18 protein-coding genes are annotated in these 22428 nt (G+C 52.5%); 9 read left to right on the top strand and 9 right to left on the bottom strand.

The features are described from left to right. Window positions 1–969 precede the first annotated feature (969 nt). Window positions 970–2283 carry a xylose isomerase gene (xylA, locus tag CFLAV_RS08420; RefSeq protein WP_007414259.1) on the top strand — a complete coding sequence of 438 codons (1314 nt, stop codon included), beginning with the start codon at window positions 970–972 and terminating at the stop codon, window positions 2281–2283. 445 nt (window positions 2284–2728) lie between these two features. Here the strand turns inward: xylA and CFLAV_RS08425 are convergent, their stop codons facing one another. From CFLAV_RS08425 to CFLAV_RS34000, 7 genes are all read right to left on the bottom strand, one after another. Beyond that, window positions 2729–4471: a GAF domain-containing protein gene (locus CFLAV_RS08425; protein ID WP_007414260.1), complete on the bottom strand. Its 1743-nt coding sequence runs from the start codon at window positions 4469–4471 to the stop codon at window positions 2729–2731. Between the two features lie 39 nt (window positions 4472–4510). After that, window positions 4511–5629 (bottom strand): LptF/LptG family permease, encoded by a 1119-nt coding sequence (locus CFLAV_RS08430; RefSeq protein WP_007414261.1) that lies wholly within the window; start codon window positions 5627–5629, stop codon window positions 4511–4513. Between the two features lie 64 nt (window positions 5630–5693). Beyond that, window positions 5694–6134 carry a DUF6678 family protein gene (locus CFLAV_RS08435; protein WP_007414262.1) on the bottom strand — a complete coding sequence of 147 codons (441 nt, stop codon included), beginning with the start codon at window positions 6132–6134 and terminating at the stop codon, window positions 5694–5696. A gap of 155 nt (window positions 6135–6289) precedes the next feature. Next, a complete protein-coding gene (gene sufC, locus CFLAV_RS08440; RefSeq protein ID WP_007414263.1) occupies window positions 6290–7060 on the bottom strand; it encodes a Fe-S cluster assembly ATPase SufC in 771 nt (256 codons plus the stop codon). A 50-nt stretch (window positions 7061–7110) separates the two neighbouring features. Beyond that, window positions 7111–7608 (bottom strand): hypothetical protein, encoded by a 498-nt coding sequence (locus tag CFLAV_RS08445; protein WP_007414264.1) that lies wholly within the window; start codon window positions 7606–7608, stop codon window positions 7111–7113. A gap of 12 nt (window positions 7609–7620) precedes the next feature. Beyond that, on the bottom strand, window positions 7621–9069 hold the full coding sequence (gene sufB, locus CFLAV_RS08450; RefSeq protein ID WP_007414265.1) for a Fe-S cluster assembly protein SufB: 1449 nt from the start codon (window positions 9067–9069) through the stop codon (window positions 7621–7623). A gap of 24 nt (window positions 9070–9093) precedes the next feature. Beyond that, a complete protein-coding gene (locus CFLAV_RS34000) occupies window positions 9094–9540 on the bottom strand; it encodes a Fur family transcriptional regulator (RefSeq protein ID WP_007414266.1) in 447 nt (148 codons plus the stop codon). Window positions 9541–9707: 167 nt separating this feature from the next. Between CFLAV_RS34000 and CFLAV_RS08460 the strand changes: the two genes are divergently transcribed. The 7 genes from CFLAV_RS08460 (at window position 9708) to CFLAV_RS08495 (ending at window position 17653) form a co-directional block, all read left to right on the top strand. Then, window positions 9708–9896: a hypothetical protein gene (locus CFLAV_RS08460; protein WP_007414267.1), complete on the top strand. Its 189-nt coding sequence runs from the start codon at window positions 9708–9710 to the stop codon at window positions 9894–9896. Next, window positions 9874–10188 carry a type II toxin-antitoxin system PemK/MazF family toxin gene (locus tag CFLAV_RS08465; RefSeq protein WP_007414268.1) on the top strand — a complete coding sequence of 105 codons (315 nt, stop codon included), beginning with the start codon at window positions 9874–9876 and terminating at the stop codon, window positions 10186–10188. Before CFLAV_RS08460 ends, CFLAV_RS08465 begins: the two co-directional genes overlap by 23 nt. A gap of 130 nt (window positions 10189–10318) precedes the next feature. After that, window positions 10319–10843, top strand: a complete 525-nt coding sequence (locus CFLAV_RS08470) for a hypothetical protein (protein WP_007414269.1) — start codon at window positions 10319–10321, stop codon at window positions 10841–10843. Window position 10844: 1 nt separating this feature from the next. Beyond that, window positions 10845–12440 (top strand): sensor histidine kinase, encoded by a 1596-nt coding sequence (locus tag CFLAV_RS32050; RefSeq protein ID WP_160164527.1) that lies wholly within the window; start codon window positions 10845–10847, stop codon window positions 12438–12440. Between the two features lie 18 nt (window positions 12441–12458). Continuing rightward, complete coding sequence (locus CFLAV_RS08480) at window positions 12459–13139, top strand: response regulator transcription factor (RefSeq protein WP_007414271.1); 681 nt, start codon at window positions 12459–12461, stop codon at window positions 13137–13139. A gap of 586 nt (window positions 13140–13725) precedes the next feature. Next, window positions 13726–15957: an ankyrin repeat domain-containing protein gene (locus CFLAV_RS08490; RefSeq protein ID WP_160164528.1), complete on the top strand. Its 2232-nt coding sequence runs from the start codon at window positions 13726–13728 to the stop codon at window positions 15955–15957. A 361-nt stretch (window positions 15958–16318) separates the two neighbouring features. Further along, on the top strand, window positions 16319–17653 hold the full coding sequence (locus CFLAV_RS08495) for a nucleoside recognition domain-containing protein (RefSeq protein WP_007414275.1): 1335 nt from the start codon (window positions 16319–16321) through the stop codon (window positions 17651–17653). 313 nt (window positions 17654–17966) lie between these two features. Here the strand turns inward: CFLAV_RS08495 and CFLAV_RS08500 are convergent, their stop codons facing one another. Both CFLAV_RS08500 and CFLAV_RS08505 read right to left on the bottom strand, forming a co-directional pair. After that, window positions 17967–18545, bottom strand: coding sequence for a class I SAM-dependent methyltransferase (locus tag CFLAV_RS08500; protein ID WP_007414277.1), 579 nt, complete (start codon window positions 18543–18545; stop codon window positions 17967–17969). A gap of 816 nt (window positions 18546–19361) precedes the next feature. Continuing rightward, window positions 19362–20453 carry an IS110 family RNA-guided transposase gene (locus CFLAV_RS08505; RefSeq protein WP_007414278.1) on the bottom strand — a complete coding sequence of 364 codons (1092 nt, stop codon included), beginning with the start codon at window positions 20451–20453 and terminating at the stop codon, window positions 19362–19364. Window positions 20454–20802: 349 nt separating this feature from the next. Between CFLAV_RS08505 and CFLAV_RS08510 the strand changes: the two genes are divergently transcribed. Next, window positions 20803–22233, top strand: coding sequence for a hypothetical protein (locus CFLAV_RS08510; protein WP_007414279.1), 1431 nt, complete (start codon window positions 20803–20805; stop codon window positions 22231–22233). Window positions 22234–22428 lie beyond the last annotated feature (195 nt).

The raw sequence follows: 22428 nt of genomic DNA on the forward strand, positions 1-22428 counted from the left end.
ATCCTGGGCCTAGAGGACAACGGAATTGACCATATCACAATTATAGATCACGTAGCAAACGAGCTGATCGATTATTTGCGACCATAGTTATGAAGCGATTCTTTACATTAGTTTTTCTTTTAGGCATATTTTCGTCTTCGTTAATTGGATGTGCCCACAATCGACAGATATGCATTAAGGTAGTTGATGCCCAAACGAGAACCCCGCTCGCTGGAGTGCAGACAACGTGGCGGCAAGACAGGTCGGATCTATTCCGTGGCTCAGCTCACATTGCTCCTACGAATCTTCCACCTTCCGGACCCGATGGAATCATCAGAGTTGAAGCACAGCCTGGCGTTACATGGAAGGGCAGCTTTATATTTTCTTGCCCTGGATGCCAGAAGCTTTACGGGTTCTATGCACCGAAATATTTGAATTTAGCAGAGACGGTAGATGACGAGGATGGCGATTTCGTCCTGGAACAACCGATTGTTTCAGCAGCCGTCACCAATGGATGCTTCATTGTCCCGATGGCGAAGAAAAATCGCACACACTCATCCGAATGGTTACCTTAGTTTCTCAACCGCAGACATAATGGCGTTGTGGCAGCAAGACCAATTGAGTAGCGTCTTAATTAATCCCAAAACTGGTCTTGGAAAAAGACTCAGCGTCAGCGGAAACTGAGAAGGCGTCACACATTAGGGCATTGGGTCAAGAGATAAAAAGGTATCGTTCCCAATTATTTTTCTTTAGCGGGTCGAGGACGGTCTCCGTTGGTCTCGTTGCATTTATTTGTTCTAGTGGTTCCGACCGGTTCCATATTCGCCGTGGCAGGATTTCGGAGTTGAACCAATTTGTAATCCGGCTGTGTTTAAACCGGATTGCTGCGGCATTCAGAGGCATCTGCGCTGGTTTTATGACAATCAGCTTGAACTTCTTCCCTTATTCCATTAGCAATCCTCACTTGAACCAATAAGAAAGAATATAAACATGCCAGCCGCTTTTCCAAAAATTTCCAAGATTCAGTTCGAAGGACCACAATCCAAAAACCCTCTCGCGTTCAAGCATTACAACGAGAGTGAAATCATCGAGGGCAAGACAATGAAGGATTGGTTGCGCTTTTCGGTGGTGTATTGGCACACCTTCCGCAATCAGCTCTCCGACCCATTTGGCGCCGGCACAGCCATTCGCCCCTGGGACGATGGAACCAACTCGGTGAAGAATGCGCAGAACCGGGTGCGGGTGGCTTTTGAGTTTATTGAAAAATTGGGCGCGCCGTTTTATGCCTTTCACGATCGTGACGTGGCACCGGAAGGAAAGAGTTTAAGCGAGAGCAACAAGAATCTGGATGCGGTGGTGAAGGTGCTGAAGGAAGAGCAAAAGCGGACCGGCATCAAATTGCTTTGGGGCACGGCTTGCTTGTTTGCTCATCCCCGTTATGCCCACGGGGCGGCGACGAGTTGCAATGCCGATGTATTTGCGTATGCGGCGGCGCAGGTGAAGAAGGCGATGGAAGCGACCCAGGAGCTCGGTGGTGAGGGTTATGTGTTCTGGGGTGGGCGCGAAGGTTATGCGACCCTGCTCAATACCAATATCAAACGGGAACTCGATCATCTTGCCCAGTTCCTGCACATGGCGGTGGAGTACAAAAAGAAAATTGGATTTAAGGGACAATTTTACATTGAGCCGAAGCCGAAGGAGCCGACCAAGCACCAATACGATTCCGATGCCGCAGCCTGCCTGAACTTTTTGCGCGAGTACGAATTGACCGATCATCTCAAGCTGAACCTTGAAACCAATCACGCGACGCTGGCGGGTCATACGATGCAGCATGAAATGGAAGTGGCGGCAGCGGCGGGCGCATTGGGATCGATTGATGCGAATACGGGAGATCCAATGCTGGGTTGGGATACGGATCAATTCCCGACCGATATTTATCTGACATCGCAGTGTATGCTGACGATCATGAAGATGGGCGGGCTGACCACTGGTGGCGTGAACTTTGATGCGAAGGTGCGCCGGGAAAGTTTTGAGCCGATTGATTTGTTCCATGCGCACATCGGCGGCATGGATGCGTTCGCGCGCGGGTTGAAGATTGCCGCAGCCATACGCAAAGATGGGCGTCTTGCTGAGTTCGTGCAGCAGCGCTACAGCTCGTATGATTCGGGCATTGGCGCAAAAATTGAGAAGGGCAAGACGGACTTCAAGGAGCTGGAGGCGTACATCCTGAAGAAAGGTGAAGCAGCTCCGAATACGAGTGGGCGCCAGGAGATGCTGGAGAATTTGATTAACGAGTTTATTTAAATAATTCGTCAACGAAATGTGAAAGAGGGCAGGGGATTTACTCCTGCTCTTTTTATTTTCTGAGGCCTGAGTTGGAGTCTTGCGGGTGAAGATGCTCTGAAACCAGAAGGTGGAGGGATGGCGCTGTCGTGTTCCGCTTCGGATGGTGGGGGTAGAGGGGTTGGCATCGTGGGCCGAAGCGGGTTTATTCTTTTTGCCTGGTAGCTATAAACATTTCGGTCCTACGGACCTCTGGAGATCGTGGGTTGGTTTGGAGTGTCCGTGGAAACCTTAATCTGCACGTGGTGGTCAACTGATTGGCAAAGGAAGAGGGGATCGTGGTTGTCCACATTTTGGTTGAATGAGCTCTGTCGCGCGATCACCGTCGCGGGTTGCTCAAGAATGCTCACGCCGAGTGAGTCGGTGGGTTCGTGGAGGCTTCCAATTTGTGCAGCTGCTATTGGGCTCAGGCGAGGGGCAAAATAACACTGATGGTGGTGCCGCGTCCCGGAGCGGACTTCAGCTTCAATTCTCCGTGATGTGTTTCGATGACGCGTCCGACAATGGCGAGGCCGAGGCCGGTGCCTTTGGCCTTGGTGGTGGAGAGCACCGAGGAGAAAGCGCGGCGGCGTTGTTCTTCGGTCATGCCTTCGCCGGTATCTTTAAAGTCCACTGCCACCTGTAAAGTCTTCCCGCCCCCTTCAATCGCGCGTGTGGTGATGGTGAGTTTGCCTCCGTTGGGCATGGCCTGGGCCGCATTCAGAATCAGATTGAGAAATGCCTGTTCGAGATGGGTGGCATCGGCCATGACCGCGGGCAGATCAGAGTCGAGATGATGGATGAACTGAACATTTTGATTGCGCAGCTTGTGCCGGACCAGAAGCCCGAGCTCCTCGATCAATTCGTTCAGATGAACCTCGGCAAAGGTGGGTTCGGTGGTGCGGGCGAAATCAAGAATTTGTTCCACGATTTTGTTGAGCAGCTCCATTTTCTGGCCGATGATTTCGGCATCCTTGTTACGCGGATCACCTGCGGGAAATTTTAAATCCAGCGAGTGATACAGCATCTTCATCACCGTGAGTGGATTGCGGATTTCGTGAGCGACTTCCGCGGCGAGCAAGCCGAGGGCAGAAAGTTTTTCGTTCTGGCGCAACTGCTCTTCGACGTCGACAATGCGTTCATAAAGCCGCGCCTTCTCAATGGCGATGGCCGAGAGCTCGGCGAGCGCGGAGAGGATGCGGACTTCCTCGTTGGAAAACTTGTAGGGTCGGCCGGTGTAAATGCTCAAGGTGCCAATGCATTCGTTGGCGAAGATGAGTGGCACGCTTAACAGCGCAACCAGACCTTCCTGCCGGGCGATTTCAGCGCGCTGATAGCGGCTGGAAGTTTGCACATTTTCCACCTGGATCGGTTTGCGACGCCGGACCACCGTGCCCAATAGACTTTCGTTCATGCTGAGCTTGGGGCTCTTCATGTACACTTCGCCAGCGCCATGACTCGCGCGCAATTCCAACCATTCACCTGATTCCTGGAGCATGAGCAGGGAACACATCTTGGCTTGCATCATGCCGCAAGCCTCGCGCGTGATAACGTGGAGCGCATCATCCAGGTTTAGTGCGGAGTTGATGGTTTGACCAACGCTGGCCAGCATCTCGAACAGGCGCGCTTTTAAGCGGAGTTGTTCGTAGAGCCAGGTGTTTTGGATGACGCGCGAAGCCGACAGCGCGAGTGCTTCGAGCAGTTCCTGATCGCCTTCACTGAAAGCGTTGTTGCGATCCGAGTCGACGTTGATCACTCCGCGGATTTCACCGTTGACGAGCATGGGGACGGCGAGCTCGGAGCGAACATTTTGGCGCAACTGGATGTAACGAGGGTCCTGCGTGACATCACCGGAGCGGACGGTTTTACCCTTGATGGCGACCCATCCGGTGATGCCCTCGCCGACGCGCAGTTTTAAGGCGGCGGCATTGGGAGGCAAACCCATGGAAGCGTGGATCTCGAGAAAGTTGGTCGTCGGATTAATCAAAACGACCGAGCCACTGGAAGCGCGCATCACGCGGACCGCCTGGTCGATGATCAACTGCAGGGCTTCCTGCGGATCGAGAGTGGAATGGATAACGTTGCCGACCTGATAGAGCAAATCGAGGCGCGCATAACGCACCTTCAGGTCCGCGAGTTCATCACCCGGTGTTCGATTCGGAAAGTTCATAAAAATTTCATCAGCTTCTCAAAACTGTGGAGTGCAAACTCAACGCACTCGAAGAAGCATCCAGATGCCAGCAGCGCCGAACACGAAGTCGGGCAGCCAGCCGGCGACCCAGGCTGGCACATAGCCGCCGGTGCCCAGGGCCAATCCTAATTTTAGCAGAACGTAGTAGGCAAAGACGATGACGATGCTGCTGGCGACGCCGACGAAAATATTGCGCCGGCCGGAAGCCGCGCCGAAAGGAATGGCAAGAAAAACAACGACCAGACAGGTCCAGGGAGCGGCGAGGCGCCCATGCAATTGTGTGTAGAGCCACCATTTATTTTTCTTGGTGAGGACGGGGTGCAAATCCAGGTAATCCAGAATGTCGACGATGGGAACTTCGGCAGCCTTGGCGTTATGAGAGGTGAGCCGTTTGCTGAATTTGATTTCGCGCCGGATTTGGTCCGGGGTTTCGGAAAATTCGGGATGTGCAACGACGTTGGTCTTCATCGTGGGACCCATGAAGCCGTCGGGCATGGTTTCGAATTCCGTGACGTTGTAGAATGTCCAAACGTCATTGGTGCGCTCGGCGCGTTCCGCGATCAAACGGTGCGGTAGATTGTTGGTATCGATCCAACTGACCTTGGGGTCAGTCATGATTTCAGTTTTCAGATTATATGAGCCGATATCCCACGTGCGTTTGTCGCGGCCGTTGGGAATTCCGAAGTTGCGGTAAACATCCTTGTTGGAGCCGTCCGGTCGGTTAGGCTTATACTTATCGAGAATGTCCTGCGCTTTTTGATCGCTATCGGGAATCCAATATTCATTGATCGCAAATACTGCGGCGCTAAACACGAGGCCGACGGCGACGTACGGAATACAAATTCTCCAAAGACTTATGCCGGCGGCGCGGATGGCGGTGATTTCGTGATGCCGGGCATGATTCGAGAGTGTGTAGAGCAAAGCGAGCAACAGGGCCATCGGCAAAACGATGACGAGGAAGGAAGGAACCGTGATCAGATAGTATTGAACTACATCGAAAAGGTGGAGCTTGGCCTCTTGAAACTGGTGTATGCTGTTAATTAGATCGAATGAGATCCAAAATATCAGAAACCCCCCCAGACAGTATCTCAGAGGAATCAACAATTCACGCAATAAATAGCGGTCAAGCAGACGCATTCAATGTGCAGGGTAGCCATGGTGTGCGATCAAAGCAAGCTGTGCGAAGAAACAATCGAAGTTCTTATGCCTCAAAAAGGTCAAAGTTCCGCGGGCTGTAGCCAAAAATGCGAATTACGCTTTTGCCCTTTTGATAGTCTAAGCCGATACCGTTCAATAATTCCTCGATCCATCCTGAGTGGTCAACAGTTATTGAAGTGGAGCTCGATTGTTTCTTTTTTTCGAGAAAGGAGAGGTCCAGCCACTCCAGAGACATAAGCGGAAAAGGAAGGTGGTAGAACCACTCACCGTCCCAATAAGATGGTGAGCTATCGAGGCATTTGCAGCGATTTTTTGGTGTCCAAGCCTTGCCCATGCGCGAGCGCATTGCAGAAGTAAGTTCATCCCACTTCGTATTATTGGCAAGGCCGCATAGGCCACGATCCTTGACGATACGACGATACAGATTCCGGTCATGCATTCCCCGGTCTGTAACCGATTTGGCTGATGGAACGGAGTCACTCATACATGACAAGATTCCTAAATGACAATCCCATTATAGTTGGTTAGCCATCGTTTTACTAGTCAGGCTTTTTCAAGGTGATCGGTCTCATGCCCTCCAATCGATAAAAGGAAAACGGCGGTGATCAACCGCCGTTTTGAATGAATTAGATGAAGATTCTAGGCTGATACAGGTTCATGACTGATAACCCAATCGTAGCCGCGCTTTTCCAATTCCAGAGCCAGGCTTTTATCACCGGTCTTTACGATTTTGCCGTTGTAGAGGACGTGGACGAAATCGGGGATGATGTAGTCGAGCAGGCGTTGATAATGGGTGATGACGAGTTGGGCGTTGTTCTTGCTCTTCAACTTGTTCACGCCGTTGGCGACGACTTTGAGCGCGTCGATATCGAGGCCGGAATCAGTTTCGTCGAGGACGGAAAGCTTGGGTTCGAGAACTGCCATTTGGAAGATTTCGTTGCGCTTCTTTTCACCGCCGGAGAAACCTTCGTTGACGGGGCGCTTGAGCAGGTCTTCGGGTAATTCGAGGAGCTTGACCTTTTGCTTCACGAGTTGGAGAAATTCCATGGCGTCGAGTTCCGGCAAACCTTTGTGCTTGCGGATTTCATTGAGGGCGGCCTTCAGGAAGTAGGTGCTGTTCACGCCGGGGATTTCGACCGGATATTGAAAGGCGAGAAAGACACCTTCGCGGGCACGTTCTTCAGGGTCCATTTCGAGCAAATCCTTGCCGTCATAGAGGACCTGGCCTTCGGTGACGTCGTAGCCTTCGCGTCCGGCGAGGATGGACGCGAGCGTGCTTTTGCCGCTGCCGTTGGGGCCCATGACCGCGTGGACTTCGCCGGGATTGATGGTCAGGTTGATGCCTTTGAGGATCTTCTTATCGTCGACACCGGCATGTAAATTTTTGATTTCGAGTAAGTGGTTGCTCATTTTAAAATTAATACAAATAAATAAATACAGTTTGGGAAGATAGGACTTGTTCAGTCCCGCTCGCCTTTCATTTTTATGCCGGTATCACAGGAAATTCGCCACGCCAATTCTTCGGCGCCGCGCGGCGTTGACTCGCATTTAACTAGCATCTTGCGACCGGAACAGTGCTGTAAGAAAATCCTGAATTCCTCTCCTTCCGGGCCCTTGCGGTCAACGAAGATGTATTTGAAGTCAGCAAACGACATGAGTTGTTCTTTTACAACACGGCGGGCAAACAAAAGCGCTTGTTCGCGCACAACTCCATTTTGCGGTTCAATGGTAAATCTCCAAATCACGCTTGTGCCGACAAAAAAAATAATGAGCGACGGAACGACAATCCAATACCAATCAAGCGCATGGTTGGCCCCGTACCAAACGATAGCTGCGATTATGACGATCGCAGGCCCCCAAATTCTTGGCTCGGGCAGGAATGCGCTTCGGAAGTGCCAAGTCCCCTTTTCGAAAAGGTAACCGCCTTCGATCTCAACCTTATGATCTCCAGTTTTCATCCGCACCCAAAATCAGCCGACGCTGCCTTCCAGGCTGACGCCGAGGAGCTTTTGGGCTTCGACAGCAAATTCCATCGGCAACTCGCGGAAGACTTCCTTGCAGAAGCCGTTGACGATCATGTTCACGGCGTCCTGAGTGGAGATGCCACGCTGATTGCAGTAGAAGATCTGGTCTTCACCGATCTTGGAAGTGGAGGCTTCGTGTTCGATGCGACCGGTGGTGTTCTTCACTTCAATGTAAGGGAAGGTGTGAGCGCCGCATTTATCGCCGATCAGCAGGGAATCGCACTGCGAGAAATTGCGGGCGTTCTCGGCGTTCTTCATGATCTTGACGAGGCCGCGATAACTATTCTGGCCTTTGCCGGCGGAAATACCTTTGGAGATGATTGTGCTTTTGGTGTTCTTACCAACGTGAATCATCTTGGTGCCGGTGTCGGCTTGCTGCCGGTTGTTTACGAGCGCGACGGAGTAGAATTCGCCCACCGAGTTGTCGCCCTGCAAAATGACGCTGGGATATTTCCAGGTGATGGCGGAACCGGTTTCGACCTGAGTCCAGGAAATCTTGGAACCTTCGCCCTGGCATTTACCGCGCTTGGTGACGAAATTGTAAATACCGCCTTTGCCTTCCTTATCGCCTGGATACCAATTCTGAACAGTGGAATATTTGATCTCGGACTTTTTGCCGAGGGCAATCAATTCGACCACGGCGGCGTGCAATTGATTTTCATCACGCATGGGAGCGGTGCAGCCTTCGAGATAGCTGACGTAAGCGCCTTCCTCGGCGATGATGAGCGTGCGTTCGAACTGACCGGTATTTGCAGTATTGATGCGGAAGTAGGTGGAGAGTTCCATCGGGCAGCGGACGCCCTTCGGAATGTAGCAAAAAGAACCATCGCTGAAGACGGCGGAATTGAGCGCGGCGAAAAAGTTATCGGTATAAGGAACGACGGAGCCGATGTATTTTTCGACGAGATCGGGGTGTTTCTGGACCGCTTCGCTAAACGAACAGAAAATGACTCCCACTTTGGCCAGATCCTTTTGGAACGTGGTGGCCACCGAGACGCTATCGACGACGGCATCGACCGCGACGCCGGAGATGCGCTTTTGTTCGTCGAGGGAGATGCCAAGCTTATCGAAGGTTTTACGCAGCTCGGGATCGACTTCATCGAGACTGTTGAGGGTCTTTTTGGGCTTGGGAGCAGCGTAGTATATGGAGGCTTGGTAGTCGATCGGCGGATACTCGGCCTTTTGCCAGTTCGGTTCCTTGAGGGTCAACCAATGGCGATAGGCCTTGAGACGCCAATCGAGCATGAATTGGGGTTCGTTTTTCTTTTTGGAAATCAAGCGAACGACATCTTCATTCAAGCCGGGAGGGATGGTTTCCGTATCGATATCCGAAACGAAGCCATACTTGTACTCCTTATTAACAAATTCCTCGATAGTATCAGTGGCAGTACTCATAAAACGTAAATTGTTGGAATTAAACTATTTCTGCTCTTTATTGGAGCAGTCGCGGCAGAGCCCGCGGATGGAAATATCAAAGTGTTTGACCCGGAAACCGTCTGGTATTTTGAGACCGGCAGGGTTGTTTTCGGCCAACACATCCACATCATAGATACCGCCGCAGGAGTCGCAGTGAAAATGGCAATGCTCCTTCATATTTGGACAGTAACGAGTGGCGGAACGATCAAGATTAACGTGACGGACCAAACCGCAGGTTACCAAGGCATCTAGACAGTTATAAACCGTTGCCATTGAGATATCTGGCATGCCATGCTTGGAGCGAATAAAGACCTCTTCGACGGTGGGATGATCGCGCTTTTCCAACAGAACGTTATAAACGTGCTGGCGTTGGGGCGTAAAACGGAACCCACTGGTAGCCAGTCGCTCGTTCAGTTGATGATCTAATGCACTGTGATTGTCTGCGCTCATCACAAGAAAAGCTTAATGTAATGGTGAAGGTTGTCAATATTTGGAATAATTCTAAATCTAAGGTGGATGCATTGGCAGTGGGGGCGGTCGGATGCCGGCTAATCTCAAAACGCTCTGGATCAAAAGTTTCAACCTGACAACGTGAATGAATTGATTAGACTCTAGTTGTGAGCGCGACCGAGATAATCAACGAATTGCCCAAGCTTTCTGAGCAGGAGCGGCGCGCCATCCGTCAGAAATTGTTGGAGTTAGCTTCCGAGAATGAAGATGTCCAGTTGTGCAATCAGGCAGCACTTGAGGGGGCTTTGATGTTTGATCGCATGGAGGACGAGGATGCCAGTCGTAAGAAGGAGTGAGGTTTGGATTGTGGATTTTGGTTTGGCAGCCAAGGTCAGACCAGCCTTATTGTTGACCGATAATCCGGCAGACGACGAACTGGACCTGGTGACGGTTTTACTTCATACCACGGCATTGCGGGGCAATCGTTGGGAGTTGAGCATTCCCAAACCTTTTCTCAAGCCCGGGGCCTTTCATCTTCAACAAATTCAAACCATATCCACCATCAAGCTGGAGCGTCGATTGGGAACTCTTGATGGCTCAGAGATGGAACTCGTGGATGATGCCCTTGCGAACAGGCTTGGTTTGTAAACGAAGTCACCTCTTACAGTTACAGCCTCGACGCCTTTCTGGCATTACTTCAACAGCTGAAGATTTTGCAAAACCGTGACAATTTGCTCCTTCAGATGGGCCAATGTGTTAAAAACGGAAGCACACATAGATGGCTAAACAGAAACAACAAAAACAACCGAGCTTTTTTTGGCAGGGGTTATTGATTTTGTTGCCGGTGGTGGTGCTCACGTTGTTCGGAATTTTGGCCTTGCTACAGAACCAAGCTTTGGCGGCGCAGCGAGCCAGAGAAGGTGCCAAGCAGGTGGCGGCGGTTGCCCTCACAGCATTCGAACAGTCACAGGTCCTACTCCAAGCCTCCAACGCTCTGTACGAGGCAAACCTTGACCCACAATCTCGGGGGCCTAGCTCACCAGAATTCGCAAACAGTCTGATTTTCTGTGTGAATTCAAAAAATGAGTTAATCCACCCCGAGCCTCTTGAATGGCCGAGCCAACCAACTCAATTGCTAAGAACAGAAAACCAGTTGGGTCCGCAACAGTCGAAAGAGTGGCAGGCAGCGGAAGCGGCGCTATCGAGAGGTGACTGGCCTGAGGCGGCCCAAACTATTTGGAATGTTCTCTGTGAGTCAGGATCGAGCAAGATCCGAAGTGCACCAGAACAGTGGACTCCGTAACTTGCCCGAGAATTTAATGATCCGCGCACGCTTCAATCGAGCGGTTGCGATGGAGCATTTTGAAACGACTGAACAAGCAATTACGGCCTACAATGAGGTGCTCGGCGCATCAGGTAATGATACCATCGATTCCTCGGAAGCGGGTCTCTCTCTGACTCATCTGGCGGCGATAAAGATTCTTAACCTGGCAGAGCATCAGGCGTCACGGTTGCCAGAAGACTGGAGAACAAATCCAGTTCAAGTGGTCACGAAGCTTTTGCACCACGTCTCGCCATTTGAGTATGAACTTAGAACTGATCTGCAAAAACTGATTAAGCCTGGACCTAGTTGGGGGGTGGTATGGAGGCAGTTTGATTTGTGGAGTTCCTGCCAGTGGATGCGCAGACGGTATGTCGAAGCCAGGGATGGCCGAGAGGGAAATACAACTTGGCCTTCTGTATTCTGGGTGGGAGGTGAAACGCTTTCAAGAGGAGAGCAGTTTTCCTGGCTCGCTGTTCTTCAAGACCAAAGGACATTCGGAGAGTTGTCGGGTTCCGATAAACGCTGGTACGCGGTTTTACCAGAGGAATACGTTATTACTAATCTCGTTTACTTCTGCAAAGCTGTAGATCGCAATGGGGATTATGCTTTGCAAATCCGGATAGCAGAACGGACGATCATAATCGGAGGGCAGAAAGTCGACTGGAAACTTGAATCCGTTGCGGCTACTGCAGAATCGACTAATTATCCCATCGTGATGACGGTGACACTTGCGGATCCAGCAGCCTTTTTCCGTCAACAACATCAACACGAAATGATTTTTGGTTTGCTGATCGGCGTGGCGGCGTTTGCGGCGTTGGTTGGATTTTTTGCGGCGCGACAGGCGTTTCGACGGCAGCTCCATTTGAGTGAGATGAAGAGCAATTTTGTTTCGAGTGTGTCGCATGAGTTGCGGGCGCCGATTGCGTCGGTGCGTTTGATGGCGGAGGGATTGGAGCGGGGGAAGATTTCGGAACCAAAGAAACAACACGAATATTTTCATTTCATTGTGCAGGAATGTCGGAGGTTGTCGTCGCTGATTGAGAATGTGCTGGATTTCTCGCGCATCGAGCAGGGGAGGAAGCAGTATGAATTCGATCCGACGGATTTGGTGAAGCTGGCGGAGCAGACGGTGAAGTTGATGCAGGCGTATGCGGAGGAGCAGCGGATTCGCATCGAATTGGAAGTGAAGGGCAAAGCGAGGTCGGTGGATCTGGATGGGAAGGCGATGCAGCAGGCGTTGGTGAATTTGATTGATAACGCGGTGAAACATTCGCCGAAGGGGAGCGTGGTGAAGGTGGGGTTGGAGTTTGCGGAGAATGAGGTGGCGTTATGGGTGGAGGATCAAGGGGAAGGCATTCCGGCAGCGGAGCATCAGAAAATTTTTGAGAGATTTTACCGGCTTGGTTCAGAGCTGCGCCGGGAGACGCAGGGGGTGGGGATTGGGTTGAGCATTGTGAAACATATCGTGGAGGGGCATGGAGGAAAGGTGTTGGTGCGGAGTGAAGTGGGACAGGGGAGCCGGTTTACGATTGAGTTGCCACGGTTCGGTGAGGGTGATTCACCACGGAGACACTGAGGACATAGAGAGAGAGCTATGGCGCGGATATTGATTATTGAAGATGAGGTGCCGATGCGGACGGCGTTGAAGGATTGCCTGGAGGGCGAGGGCTATCGCGTCATTACGGCGGCGGATGGGGAGGAGGGGCTGAAGCGGGTGATGGCGGAGAAGCCGGACCTGGTTTTGTTGGATGTGATGATGCCGAAGCTGGATGGCTTTGCGTTGTGCGCGGAATTGCGGCGGTTGGCGAATCCAGTGCCGATATTAATGCTGACGGCGAAGGGACAGATTGAGGATCGCGTGACGGGTTTGGATGCGGGGGCGGATGATTACCTGGTGAAACCGTTCAGCACGGATGAATTGCTGGCGCGCGTGAGGGCGATGTTGCGTAGGCATCAGCGGGAGAAGCGCGCGGTGGCGACGTTGAGATTTGGCGAGGTGGAAATTGACATGGTGAAGCAAACGGCCAGGCGAGGTCGCAAGGATTTGCATTTCACGGCGAAGGAATATGCGATGTTGCGGTTGTTGAGTGAAGCGCCGGGAGAGCCGATATCGCGGGAACGGTTTCTGGATGTGGTGTGGGGTTATGCGGCGTTTCCCACGACGCGGACGGTGGATAATCATATCGCGAGTCTGCGGGCGAAGATTGAGAGCGATCCGGAGAAGCCGAGGTGGATCAAGACGGTGCATGGAGTGGGGTACCGACTGGAGGGCTGAGCCGGAACGAAGCAGTTCAAACCACAGATAAACACAGATGGACACAGATAAGAATTCATTCGGAGATATTTTCCGAGACCAGAGTGCACCCGCCCCTGTGGTGAGTGTGGTTGGGCTTTCCCGCCTTCTTGTATTCGCTGCCTGCATCTGCGTTTATCCGCATACATCTGTGGTTGAATCGAATAATTCCTGCCGAGGCCTAAAGGTGGAAGACGGCGGCGGGAAACAGAAAAAATAATCCAGAGTGATTTTGCAAAAGTGTGACAAAACAAAATTGAAAAGAAGGCAGAGTGAAAGCATGAACGAGATTATGAAGCGAGTTCGATGGAGTCTGATGGTTTTGGGCATCGCCTTGTTTGCGATGACGGGCCTGGCCGCGACGAATGATGTGAGCGGGATGTTGCAGAAGGGTCTGTTTGAGGAGGAGGCGAATCGGAATCTGGATGCGGCCATCCAGGCGTATCAGGGGGCGATTGCGCAGACCGACAAGGACAGGAAATTTGCGGCGACGGCGATTTTTCGATTGGGCGAGTGTTACCGCAAGCAGGGCAAAACGAATGAGGCGACGGTGCAGTATGAACGGATTGTGAAGGAGTTTGCGGATCAGCCGGAGTTGGTGAAATTGAGTCAGGGGTATGTGGAGAATGGTGGGAAAAGTTCGGTAACCAACGGAACCTTTGTGGACCGACTACAGGCTACCGTCAAAAGCCCTCCCCCGGCCGGGGTACTAGGATTTCGACCAGCGTTATCAGTAGAAGATCAAAAAATAGAGCAGATCCAGAATATGATTAAGGATAGCCCGGACTTGATCAACACGCCGGTGAATGGGGCGGCGCCTTTGAATCAAGCAGCGGACGAGGGACAATTGAAGGTGGTCAAATTCCTGCTGGATAACGGTGCCAACATAGAAGCAATAGATACACAAACAGGGCGAACACCGTTGATTGAAGCTTCACAGAGAGGCAACAAGTCCATGGTTGCATTGCTATTGGAGCATGGAGCCAATGTGAACGCCATGCAAAGGGGATCTGCCAGACTGACCTCAAGAGCAACGAGTGCTCCTTCAACAGACGAATTAGGTTACACCTCACTCCATCACGCAGCCATGAATGGTTTTCGAGCTATCGCGGAGGAATTGATCGCACACAAAGCGGATGTGAATGCCAGGAGTCAAAATGGAAAATCGCCGTTGCATCTTGCTGCTGAGAAGGGTTTTAAATCGGTAGCAGAACTGCTGCTGGCAAAAGGAGCCGAGGTTAACGCGGTGGATTCCGCCGGAAATACACCGCTGTATGCTGCGGCATTGGCGGCGAACAGAGCCATAGTGGAACTATTATTAGCCAATCACGCTGATGCAAACATCAGGAATGTTGAAGGATACGCGCCATTGCACGTAGCCGCTTCTGATCGGGGTCTGGAGATCGTGAAACTTCTTCTTGAAAAAAATGCAGATATAAAAGCGAAGACAAGAAATGGTTACACGCCGTTAATGGCTGCGGTTTCCACCGGTTCAAAGCAAGCTGTGGACCTGCTGCTCGCGACAGGAGCGGAAGTAAATGCCCAAACAGATCAGAACCAAACTGCACTAAATTTGGCGGTGGCTAACAGATCGGCAGATATCGTTGCCAGCATTTTCAAGTCTAAGCCGCAACTGGAAGTTTTGAATAATCAGGGTTACACACCGTTACAGTCGGCTTTGGTGAATAATGATGTTAAAATTGCCGGGCTGCTGCTGGATGCCGGGGCGAATGTTAACGCTCCTTTCAAGCAGGGTGGCGCCTCGCCGATGCAGATTGCGGTGCAACAACGGAACCAGCAGATGATAACCCTGCTGCTGGAACACAAAGCTGACATTAACCAACAGGATAATGGAGGGACTACGGCGATTTCCATGGCAAAGTCTTATGCCAATCGGAGCGATGTCGCCGCCATCGACAGAGAAAAGATGAGCGAAATTGTTGAACAGTTACGCAAGGCTGGAGCTAACGAGAATTTGCGTCGCCTCTCGGTCATCGGTATCAGTCGGGAAGATTTGATCAAAGACATATTTTTGAAGGGGACAAATGCTTATAACAATTACACGCTCTTTGAGCTGATTGCCCGGTCCTATACTCCGGACGCATGGGCAAACCATTGGACTGCGAAGGGTGAGGAGCCGCCGGGCTTGAGATTTCCAGACTTCACCAAAATCACGATCAGCCGTTTGGAGGAGGATGGGCGTACTAACAGTTTGAAACTTAATCTTGAAGCTGCGCTTACCAATGGGGATTGCTCGAAGGACATTCTGTTGAAATGGGGGGATATCGTTGAAATACCGGAACTGGATCATAGTGTGACGGAGCAGTGGTCGGGGCTGCCGGGCAAGATTACAGCAACTTTGATAAAATGCCTGGAGCGAAATGTAACCATTATTGTAAAAGGAAAATCAACAAAGGTGATCCTTGCCCCCGGTCTACCCACCGTTGCTGAGTTTCAAGCCCAGTTTGTGTCTCGCCCAGCTTCACCAGACATTCGGATTTCATCCTTCTGGTTACCAAAGGTGTTATTCGAGGCGAATGTGCTGTTGGCATCCTCGGACTTAACGCGTGTCAAAGTCAAACGAACCGATCCAGGGACGAAGAAAACGGAGGAAATGGTTTTTGATCTTAAGGCCGACATCCAGAAACGAACCCAGCAAGGAAAACTGCCGACACGACAATTCGTGTTTGCCTATGTTAAGTTAAATAGGCCGATTGATGAAACTGAGCCTTTCATGTCTGCAAATAGCCTGTGGCTGCGGGATGGGGATGTGATTGAGATTCCGGAGAAGCAGCCTTAGGGAATGACCAATGTCAATGACCAAGGCCCGTTGAATCAGAGCATGTGTAACGATTGCGGGTTAAGGGTGGGGGAGATGCTCGCTTGGGCTCGCGCCTTCGGCAGTCAGTTGGGTTGAAAAGGGGATGGTTACCCGGGGCTCAGCACGTTCCGCGCTTCACCCCGGGCTTTAACATGACAGGCTTTCAGCCCTGAGGAAGCTTGGGAAATGGCATAGAGGGTACACTGAAATTGATGGCGAAGGGCAAAGGATCAATGGCTCGAGGGATGAGAGTCGGATGTTGAGGAGAAGCAGGCAAGGCAGGGCAGACAGCACAAATTTTACTCGCGCATTTCTTTGGGGAAAGTGTAGGGTCGGGTCGATGCTCAACTATATATGGCTTGGATTGCTGGTTTTCGCCGTAGTGATCGGCGGCGTGACGGGCCATATGAAGGAGGTTTCGGACGGGGCATTCAACATGGCGAAGACGGCGGTGATGGATATTTCGTTGCCGCTGATCGGGATCATGGCGCTGTGGCTGGGGATTATGCGGCTGGCGGAAAAGTCGGGTATGGTTCAAATCCTCGCGCGGCTGCTGCGGCCACTGATGGTGCGGTTGTTTCCCGATGTTCCACCGGAGCACCCGGCCATGGGATCGATGGTGATGAACATGGCGGCAAATATGTTGGGGCTTTCCAACGCGGCGACGCCATTGGGAATTCGAGCGATGAAGGATTTGGATTCGTTGAATCCGCGACCGGGCACGGCGACAAATGCCATGTGCACCTTCCTGGCGATCAATACGAGTTCCATTCAATTGATCCCGGTGACGGCAGTCGCCATTTTGGCAGTAAACAAATCCAAGGATCCTTCTTCCATCATTGGCTCATCTTTTCTGGCCACTGTTTGCGCCGCGATTTCGGCAATCATTATGGTGAAGATACTGGAGAAGTTGCCAATGTTCCGGTTGCCACCCATTACCGAGGAAGATAGAAAAAAGAAGGCGGAGCAAGTCGCCACGGAGGCGACGAAGGAGGAAGCGATCACCATCCAGCCATTGCAATGGTGGGGAATTTTGGTCCTTGTCGGCTATGCACTTTTCTTCCTTTGGCTTTTTGTGTCCTTGTGGTTTCCGGAAGTGTTTGGCAAACCGGTGCCTGAAGATTTGCAGAAGGACAATCACCTGATTAGTGCGGTGAAGACGCTGTCATTGCTTTCCATTCCAATATTGCTTTCCTTTTTCCCGCTATATGCATTTGTGCGGAGAATCAAGGTATATGAAGAGTTTGTGGAGGGTGCGAAGGAAGGTTTTCAGGTGATCATCAAGATCATTCCAAACCTGGTGGCGATATTGGTGGCGATTGGGATGTTCCGTGGGGCGGGTGGGATTGACATGCTGACCAAGTTGCTGGCACCGGCGATGAATTTGGTGCGCTTTCCGCCGGAATTGTTGCCGATGGCACTGGTGAGACCGTTGAGTGGAAGTGGAACCTTGGGAATATTTACAGACCTGGTGACACAGAATGGCGCGGATCACATTTTAAGCAGGATGGCCGGAACCATTTACGGCAGTACGGAGACGACTTTTTATGTGCTGGCGGTTTATTTCGGGGCAACTGGGATCAAGCGGTCTCGTCATGCGGTGCCGGCGGGTCTGGTGGCGGATACGGTGAGCATCATCGCGTCGGTGATCATCTGTCGATTGATGTTTAAGTAATGGGCGGTGAGGAAAATATTGCCAAGAGTAAGGTGATGGTGGTGCGTGGCGTTACGCCGGTAGATTCCGCTTCGGTCGTCTGCCTCGAGGTGTTTAACATCGCGGGCCGAAGCGGGGATCTTTTTGTGGGCTTGTTCCCAGGCCTTCGCCTGCGGCTCCGACCTGGGCTAAGGTAAGGCCGGCCCGTTGGGCCTTTGGAGCAGAGGTGTCTACAGCGGTCGTGTACGATTCAGTCAGATTTGCAGCAATTGGCCGGTCTTTTTTGCCAAAGCTTTCTTATCTTCGCTTAGTGCGCCAGGGGATAGCGGCCTGGTTACTTTTGGTAAACGCTGACGCGGGCGGGGGGGAGATTGGCCCAGATGAGGTCTGAGGCAACGTAGCTGAAATGGGCGGCGGCTTTGGGTTGTTTGTTTCCCAGATGATAACTGTATTGGACGAGTTTGCCATTGGGGGCCAGTGTGGCCCGGATTTTTTTTGCGAGGTCGTCCGCAATGGCGGGCTTGAAATTCAGCAGGGGCAGACTGGAGAAGACGACGCCGATTTGAGTGGCGTGACGGGAATATTTTTTAAGGAGTTTATCCAGTTGGAAGGCATCGCCCGTGATAATCTTTGCACGCGGGAAACGGCTGCGGAGGTGGTCGGCCATTTTGGGAGAGCGCTCGATGGCGATCAACCTGTCCTCGGGCAGTCCACGCTCGATCAGGGCCTGGGTGACGACGCCGGTGCCGGGGCCCAATTCGAGGGCGAAAGTGTTCGAGTCTTCCGGGAGCCAGCGGGCCATGGCAGCAGCGAGATTTTTTGAGCTGGGCAGGATGGCGCCGACCTGTCGCGGCGCGTTGACGAGTTCCTGGAGGAAAAGTGTGGTGGAGCTGAGCTTGGCAAGTAGCTGCATGTTCTTTCTGATATTTTTTCGTTAATTCCCAGAGAACGCAATCATTTCGACATGCCCGCAGTTTATTTATTCAACTGCCCAGCTAGAAAATCCCTAACCTCAGGCGTAAAAAGGATAGCTTCTTAAAAAGCGGAGGGCTAGAGAAAATTTTGCAAGGGACGGGCGACAATCCTTCCATTTTTTTGCTGCAACGTGGGCCTGCCCGGTCGGCGGGCTTTCAGTCCTTTTGAGTTTGCACCGAAGGCGAGGATGGAAGAAGGGATCGTTAGCGGAAGGTTGTTGCGCGTTGCAAGCATAAGGTGGCATATATCAAGAGGCAAAGGATTACAAATTGTGTTTTTGAGCTTTCAATCGGGGAGAGGATGAGTGCGATTGGTGCGCGAGGATTTTGGCGCTATTGAATCCTTCGGTTGGGCTGGGAGGAGCAGGCCAGCGTTGTGGGGCCGAAGGTTTTTAGGAAACTGATTACTTGGGGCTCAGCGCTCGGAGCGCTTCACCCCAGGCTGCTATGAGGTATGTCAAGCGAGTGAAGTTTTTTTGTGTTTTTTCTTTTCTCTAAAGGAGGTCTTTCTTTTGGTTTTTTTTGGCTGGCGTTTCCTCTTCCATGTGAACGGTTGGTGTCACCGGTTCAGTCTGCTATTCGCACGTGAGTCCGTTTTTAAGGAGTTCAGTGCCAGTTGACATTCTCAAGTCGGTGAAGAGGAACGAAGCACGCCCCATCTATAAATCGGGTTCAGTCCAGCTGACCCATGCCTGGGGCCGGGCGCGCACCGCTCCAAAATTATTTCCAGTTTGGTTGATGGGGAGCCTCCGGTTTTAGGCCGCCATTCTCAGCCCCAGCTTTTCGGGGGTGGTGCGGCCGGTGCCAAGGCGCCACAAGTCGATGGCCAGCTGGCGTCCGATGGCGACGATGGCCTTTTGCTTGGCGCCGCCGCCCGCCTTGGTGCTGGTCAGGAGAACACGCCGCCTTTCAATGGGTCGGTACTTGGATTGAAAGCGCAGGAGCCGCCAGGCCATTTCAATCAAGGCGGTGCGCAGGCGTTTATTGCCGTGCCGGGTAATGGGGCCATGGCGGTGACGCTCGCCGCTGGCATGCACTCCGGGACAAAGGCCCGTGTAGCTGGCCACCTGGCGGCGGTTCTTGAACCGGTCCCAGGAGAGGATCTCCCTTTTAATCACCTGGCTGGTCAGGGCTCCCAAGCCATAAGGTTGCGGCGTGGCCTTCTCCTTTAAATCCCGTGTGGCGCTCTTAAGGTGGTCCTGCACAGCCAGGACCAATTCCCTTAAGGTGGAGAGGAGTTGTTGCAGACGTGGCGAGATCTGCAAACACAACTTCTCCCAATGGCTGGCCAGCCACCAACGGCCTTTGATGCGCACCCCGTGATAAAGCAGGAGACTGCGGCCCTGAGCCTCCAGGCGCAGTTTGTGCGCCTGGAGCTGTTCGCGCTGACGGCTTTCCGCCCGGGCCAGTTCCTCCTCCGGCGTGGGTACGCGCACGATGGCCAGAGATCGCTCGTTGCCCTGCACGTAGCTGGATAGCCGCTGGGCCAGAGCGAGGGCATCGGTCTTGTCGGTTTTGACTCCCTTGCCCCGCTCGTCCCAGTTCTGGGGGCAGATGACGTAGTTGGTGATGCCCAGCTCGGCAAGTTTTCGGTGGAGACCGTAGCCAAAGGGACCAGCCTCGTAACAGGTGTAAACCTTTTCAGCGAGGGAGAGTTGTTTCTTCACCCAGACCAGAAAATCCTGGGGCGTGAATTTCTGGGCCGGCTGGGGCGTGGCGTGATCGACCTGCCGGACCACGCGATAACTGTCGGCGTGCACATCGATGCCCAGCTTGATGCTCTTGGCTTTGGGAGCGTTTTGTGTTGAGGTTGTGGGGTGGGTATTGGTGTTGGTTTGTTTTTTCATATAACCATTGGTGTAGCGCTGTTTCGCTCACCCGCCAATACCCATATCATCTATAACGCGGCGGGCTTTCAGCCCTTGGGAATTGGGGGGAAGTGGGGGAAAATATTGGTGCGATTGAATCCTTCGGTTGGGCTGGGGGGAGTGGTTGGCGTTATGAGGCCGAAGGTTTTAAAGAAGACGTTTAACCCGGGGCTTAGCGCATTCTGCGCTTCACCCCGAGCTATAACGGGGGCGGGCTTTCAGCCCTTTTCAGTTTGCGCCAGAGGCGAGGATGGAAGAGGGCGCATTCGTTACCGCCGGCGTGGATGCGCAAACACGGATCGTGGCAGCCGGAGGCATTGTTAATTAAATGAAACTGATTTCAGGATTGATAAGATTGATTTGTGTCGTTGGTCTTTGGGGCGGGGCGGCAGTGGCGCAGTCGCCGATTGACCTGACGATTGGAACGGAGACATCCGGCGCAACCATTCCGGATGATTTCGTCGGGTTGAGTTTTGGGATGAAGGCTCTTTTGCCCAAGGAAGGCGGTACACATTTTTTCAGCGCCACCAACACGTCCCTCATTACCCTCTTCCAGAACGTTGGTATTACCCATTTGCGTGTGGGAGGAACGACGGTCGAATCACCTGTCACCACGCCAATCCCTGGCGAAACGGACATCGACAACCTGTTTGCTTTTGTCCGCGCTGCCCGTGTGAAAAAGGTGATCTATTCCTTGCGCCTGCTGGAACCCGATCCCGCAATGCATTATGCCGAAACCAACGCTGTCCTTGCCAAATATATCTGGAGCCATTATCGGTCGAACCTCGACTGCTTTGCGCTTGGCAATGAGCCCGACCTCCGGCGCGTTTACAATCAGGATTGGGCCATTACCAATTTTACGACTTACATTGGTCGATGGGAGAAATTTGCTTCTGCCATTAGCAATGCTGTGCCCGAGGCGAAGTTCGCCGGACCGGATGCAAGCAGCGGCAACGTTCACTGGACGATCGATTTTGCCGATGCGGAAAAGAATTCGGGCCTGATCAGTGCTGTTGTGGAGCATTTTTATGTTGGCGGAGCGGGGCGGGGCCTGAGTCCCGCAGAGGGAATCGAGACGATGCTGTCGCCCGATTGGATTAAGGCCAACCAAACGATCTACGACAAGGTGACAGCGGTCGTTTTGTCGAACGGGTTGCCGTTTCGATTCACCGAGGCGAACGATCATTATACCGGCGGGGTACCGGGTGGAAGCGACACCTTCGCGGGAGCCTTGTGGGCGCTGGATTTTCTTCATTGGTGGGCGGCGCATGATGCCAAAGGTGTTGATTTTCACAACACGCAATGGGCGGTGAATGGAGCTCTCACTTTGGATGCTCAGGGGCGTGTGACGATCAATCCGAAGGCATATGGGCTTGCGGTGTTTAATCTTGGCGGGCACGGCCGGGTTCAACCGATTTCGATCTCCAATCCGGACGGGGTTAATCTGACGGCTTATGCGGTGCGTGATGGTGGGAATCTTTTTGTGACCATCATCAACAAGGATCACGGCGCTGGTGCGCGCGGGGCAGAGGTGACGATTCGGGCGGATGGAATGAGCGGGCGCGCCGAGGCGATGTTCCTGACTGCACCGGGCGGTGATGCTGCGGCGAAAACGGATGTGATGCTCGGGGGTAAGTTGATAACAAACGATGGCCCGTGGCGTGGGAAGTGGGTGAGGGTAAAGTCAGCTAAAGCGGGTGAATGGAGGGTAGGGGTGGAGAAGACGTCCGCGGTGGTGGTGAGGATTGGGGGCAGGTAAATTCCATGACATTTTGGCGCACAAAACGTGAGTGGCGAGGTGTCGCACGTTGCACGCAGAAAAGGTGCGGATGTGTGGGGATGCCAAGAATTACAAATTGTGTTTTTGAGCTTTCAATCAGTGAGAGAGCTGAGCGCGATAGGTTCGCGAGGAATTTGGCGTGATTGAATCCTTCGGTTGAACTCGCAAGTGCAG

Source organism: Pedosphaera parvula Ellin514 (assembly GCF_000172555.1).
Lineage (GTDB): Bacteria > Verrucomicrobiota > Verrucomicrobiia > Limisphaerales > Pedosphaeraceae > Pedosphaera.

What these genes read in the sequence shown, in the direction of transcription:
- xylA (WP_007414259.1), top strand. Translation starts at nt 970, where the DNA reads ATGCCAGCCGCTTTTCCAAAAATTTCCAAGATTCAGTTCGAAGGACCA.
- CFLAV_RS08425 (WP_007414260.1), bottom strand. Translation starts at nt 4,471, where the DNA reads ATGAACTTTCCGAATCGAACACCGGGTGATGAACTCGCGGACCTGAAG.
- CFLAV_RS08430 (WP_007414261.1), bottom strand. Translation starts at nt 5,629, where the DNA reads ATGCGTCTGCTTGACCGCTATTTATTGCGTGAATTGTTGATTCCTCTG.
- CFLAV_RS08435 (WP_007414262.1), bottom strand. Translation starts at nt 6,134, where the DNA reads ATGAGTGACTCCGTTCCATCAGCCAAATCGGTTACAGACCGGGGAATG.
- sufC (WP_007414263.1), bottom strand. Translation starts at nt 7,060, where the DNA reads ATGAGCAACCACTTACTCGAAATCAAAAATTTACATGCCGGTGTCGAC.
- CFLAV_RS08445 (WP_007414264.1), bottom strand. Translation starts at nt 7,608, where the DNA reads ATGAAAACTGGAGATCATAAGGTTGAGATCGAAGGCGGTTACCTTTTC.
- sufB (WP_007414265.1), bottom strand. Translation starts at nt 9,069, where the DNA reads ATGAGTACTGCCACTGATACTATCGAGGAATTTGTTAATAAGGAGTAC.
- CFLAV_RS34000 (WP_007414266.1), bottom strand. Translation starts at nt 9,540, where the DNA reads ATGAGCGCAGACAATCACAGTGCATTAGATCATCAACTGAACGAGCGA.
- CFLAV_RS08465 (WP_007414268.1), top strand. Translation starts at nt 9,874, where the DNA reads ATGCCAGTCGTAAGAAGGAGTGAGGTTTGGATTGTGGATTTTGGTTTG.
- CFLAV_RS08470 (WP_007414269.1), top strand. Translation starts at nt 10,319, where the DNA reads ATGGCTAAACAGAAACAACAAAAACAACCGAGCTTTTTTTGGCAGGGG.
- CFLAV_RS08480 (WP_007414271.1), top strand. Translation starts at nt 12,459, where the DNA reads ATGGCGCGGATATTGATTATTGAAGATGAGGTGCCGATGCGGACGGCG.
- CFLAV_RS08495 (WP_007414275.1), top strand. Translation starts at nt 16,319, where the DNA reads ATGCTCAACTATATATGGCTTGGATTGCTGGTTTTCGCCGTAGTGATC.
- CFLAV_RS08500 (WP_007414277.1), bottom strand. Translation starts at nt 18,545, where the DNA reads ATGCAGCTACTTGCCAAGCTCAGCTCCACCACACTTTTCCTCCAGGAA.
- CFLAV_RS08505 (WP_007414278.1), bottom strand. Translation starts at nt 20,453, where the DNA reads ATGAAAAAACAAACCAACACCAATACCCACCCCACAACCTCAACACAA.
- CFLAV_RS08510 (WP_007414279.1), top strand. Translation starts at nt 20,803, where the DNA reads ATGAAACTGATTTCAGGATTGATAAGATTGATTTGTGTCGTTGGTCTT.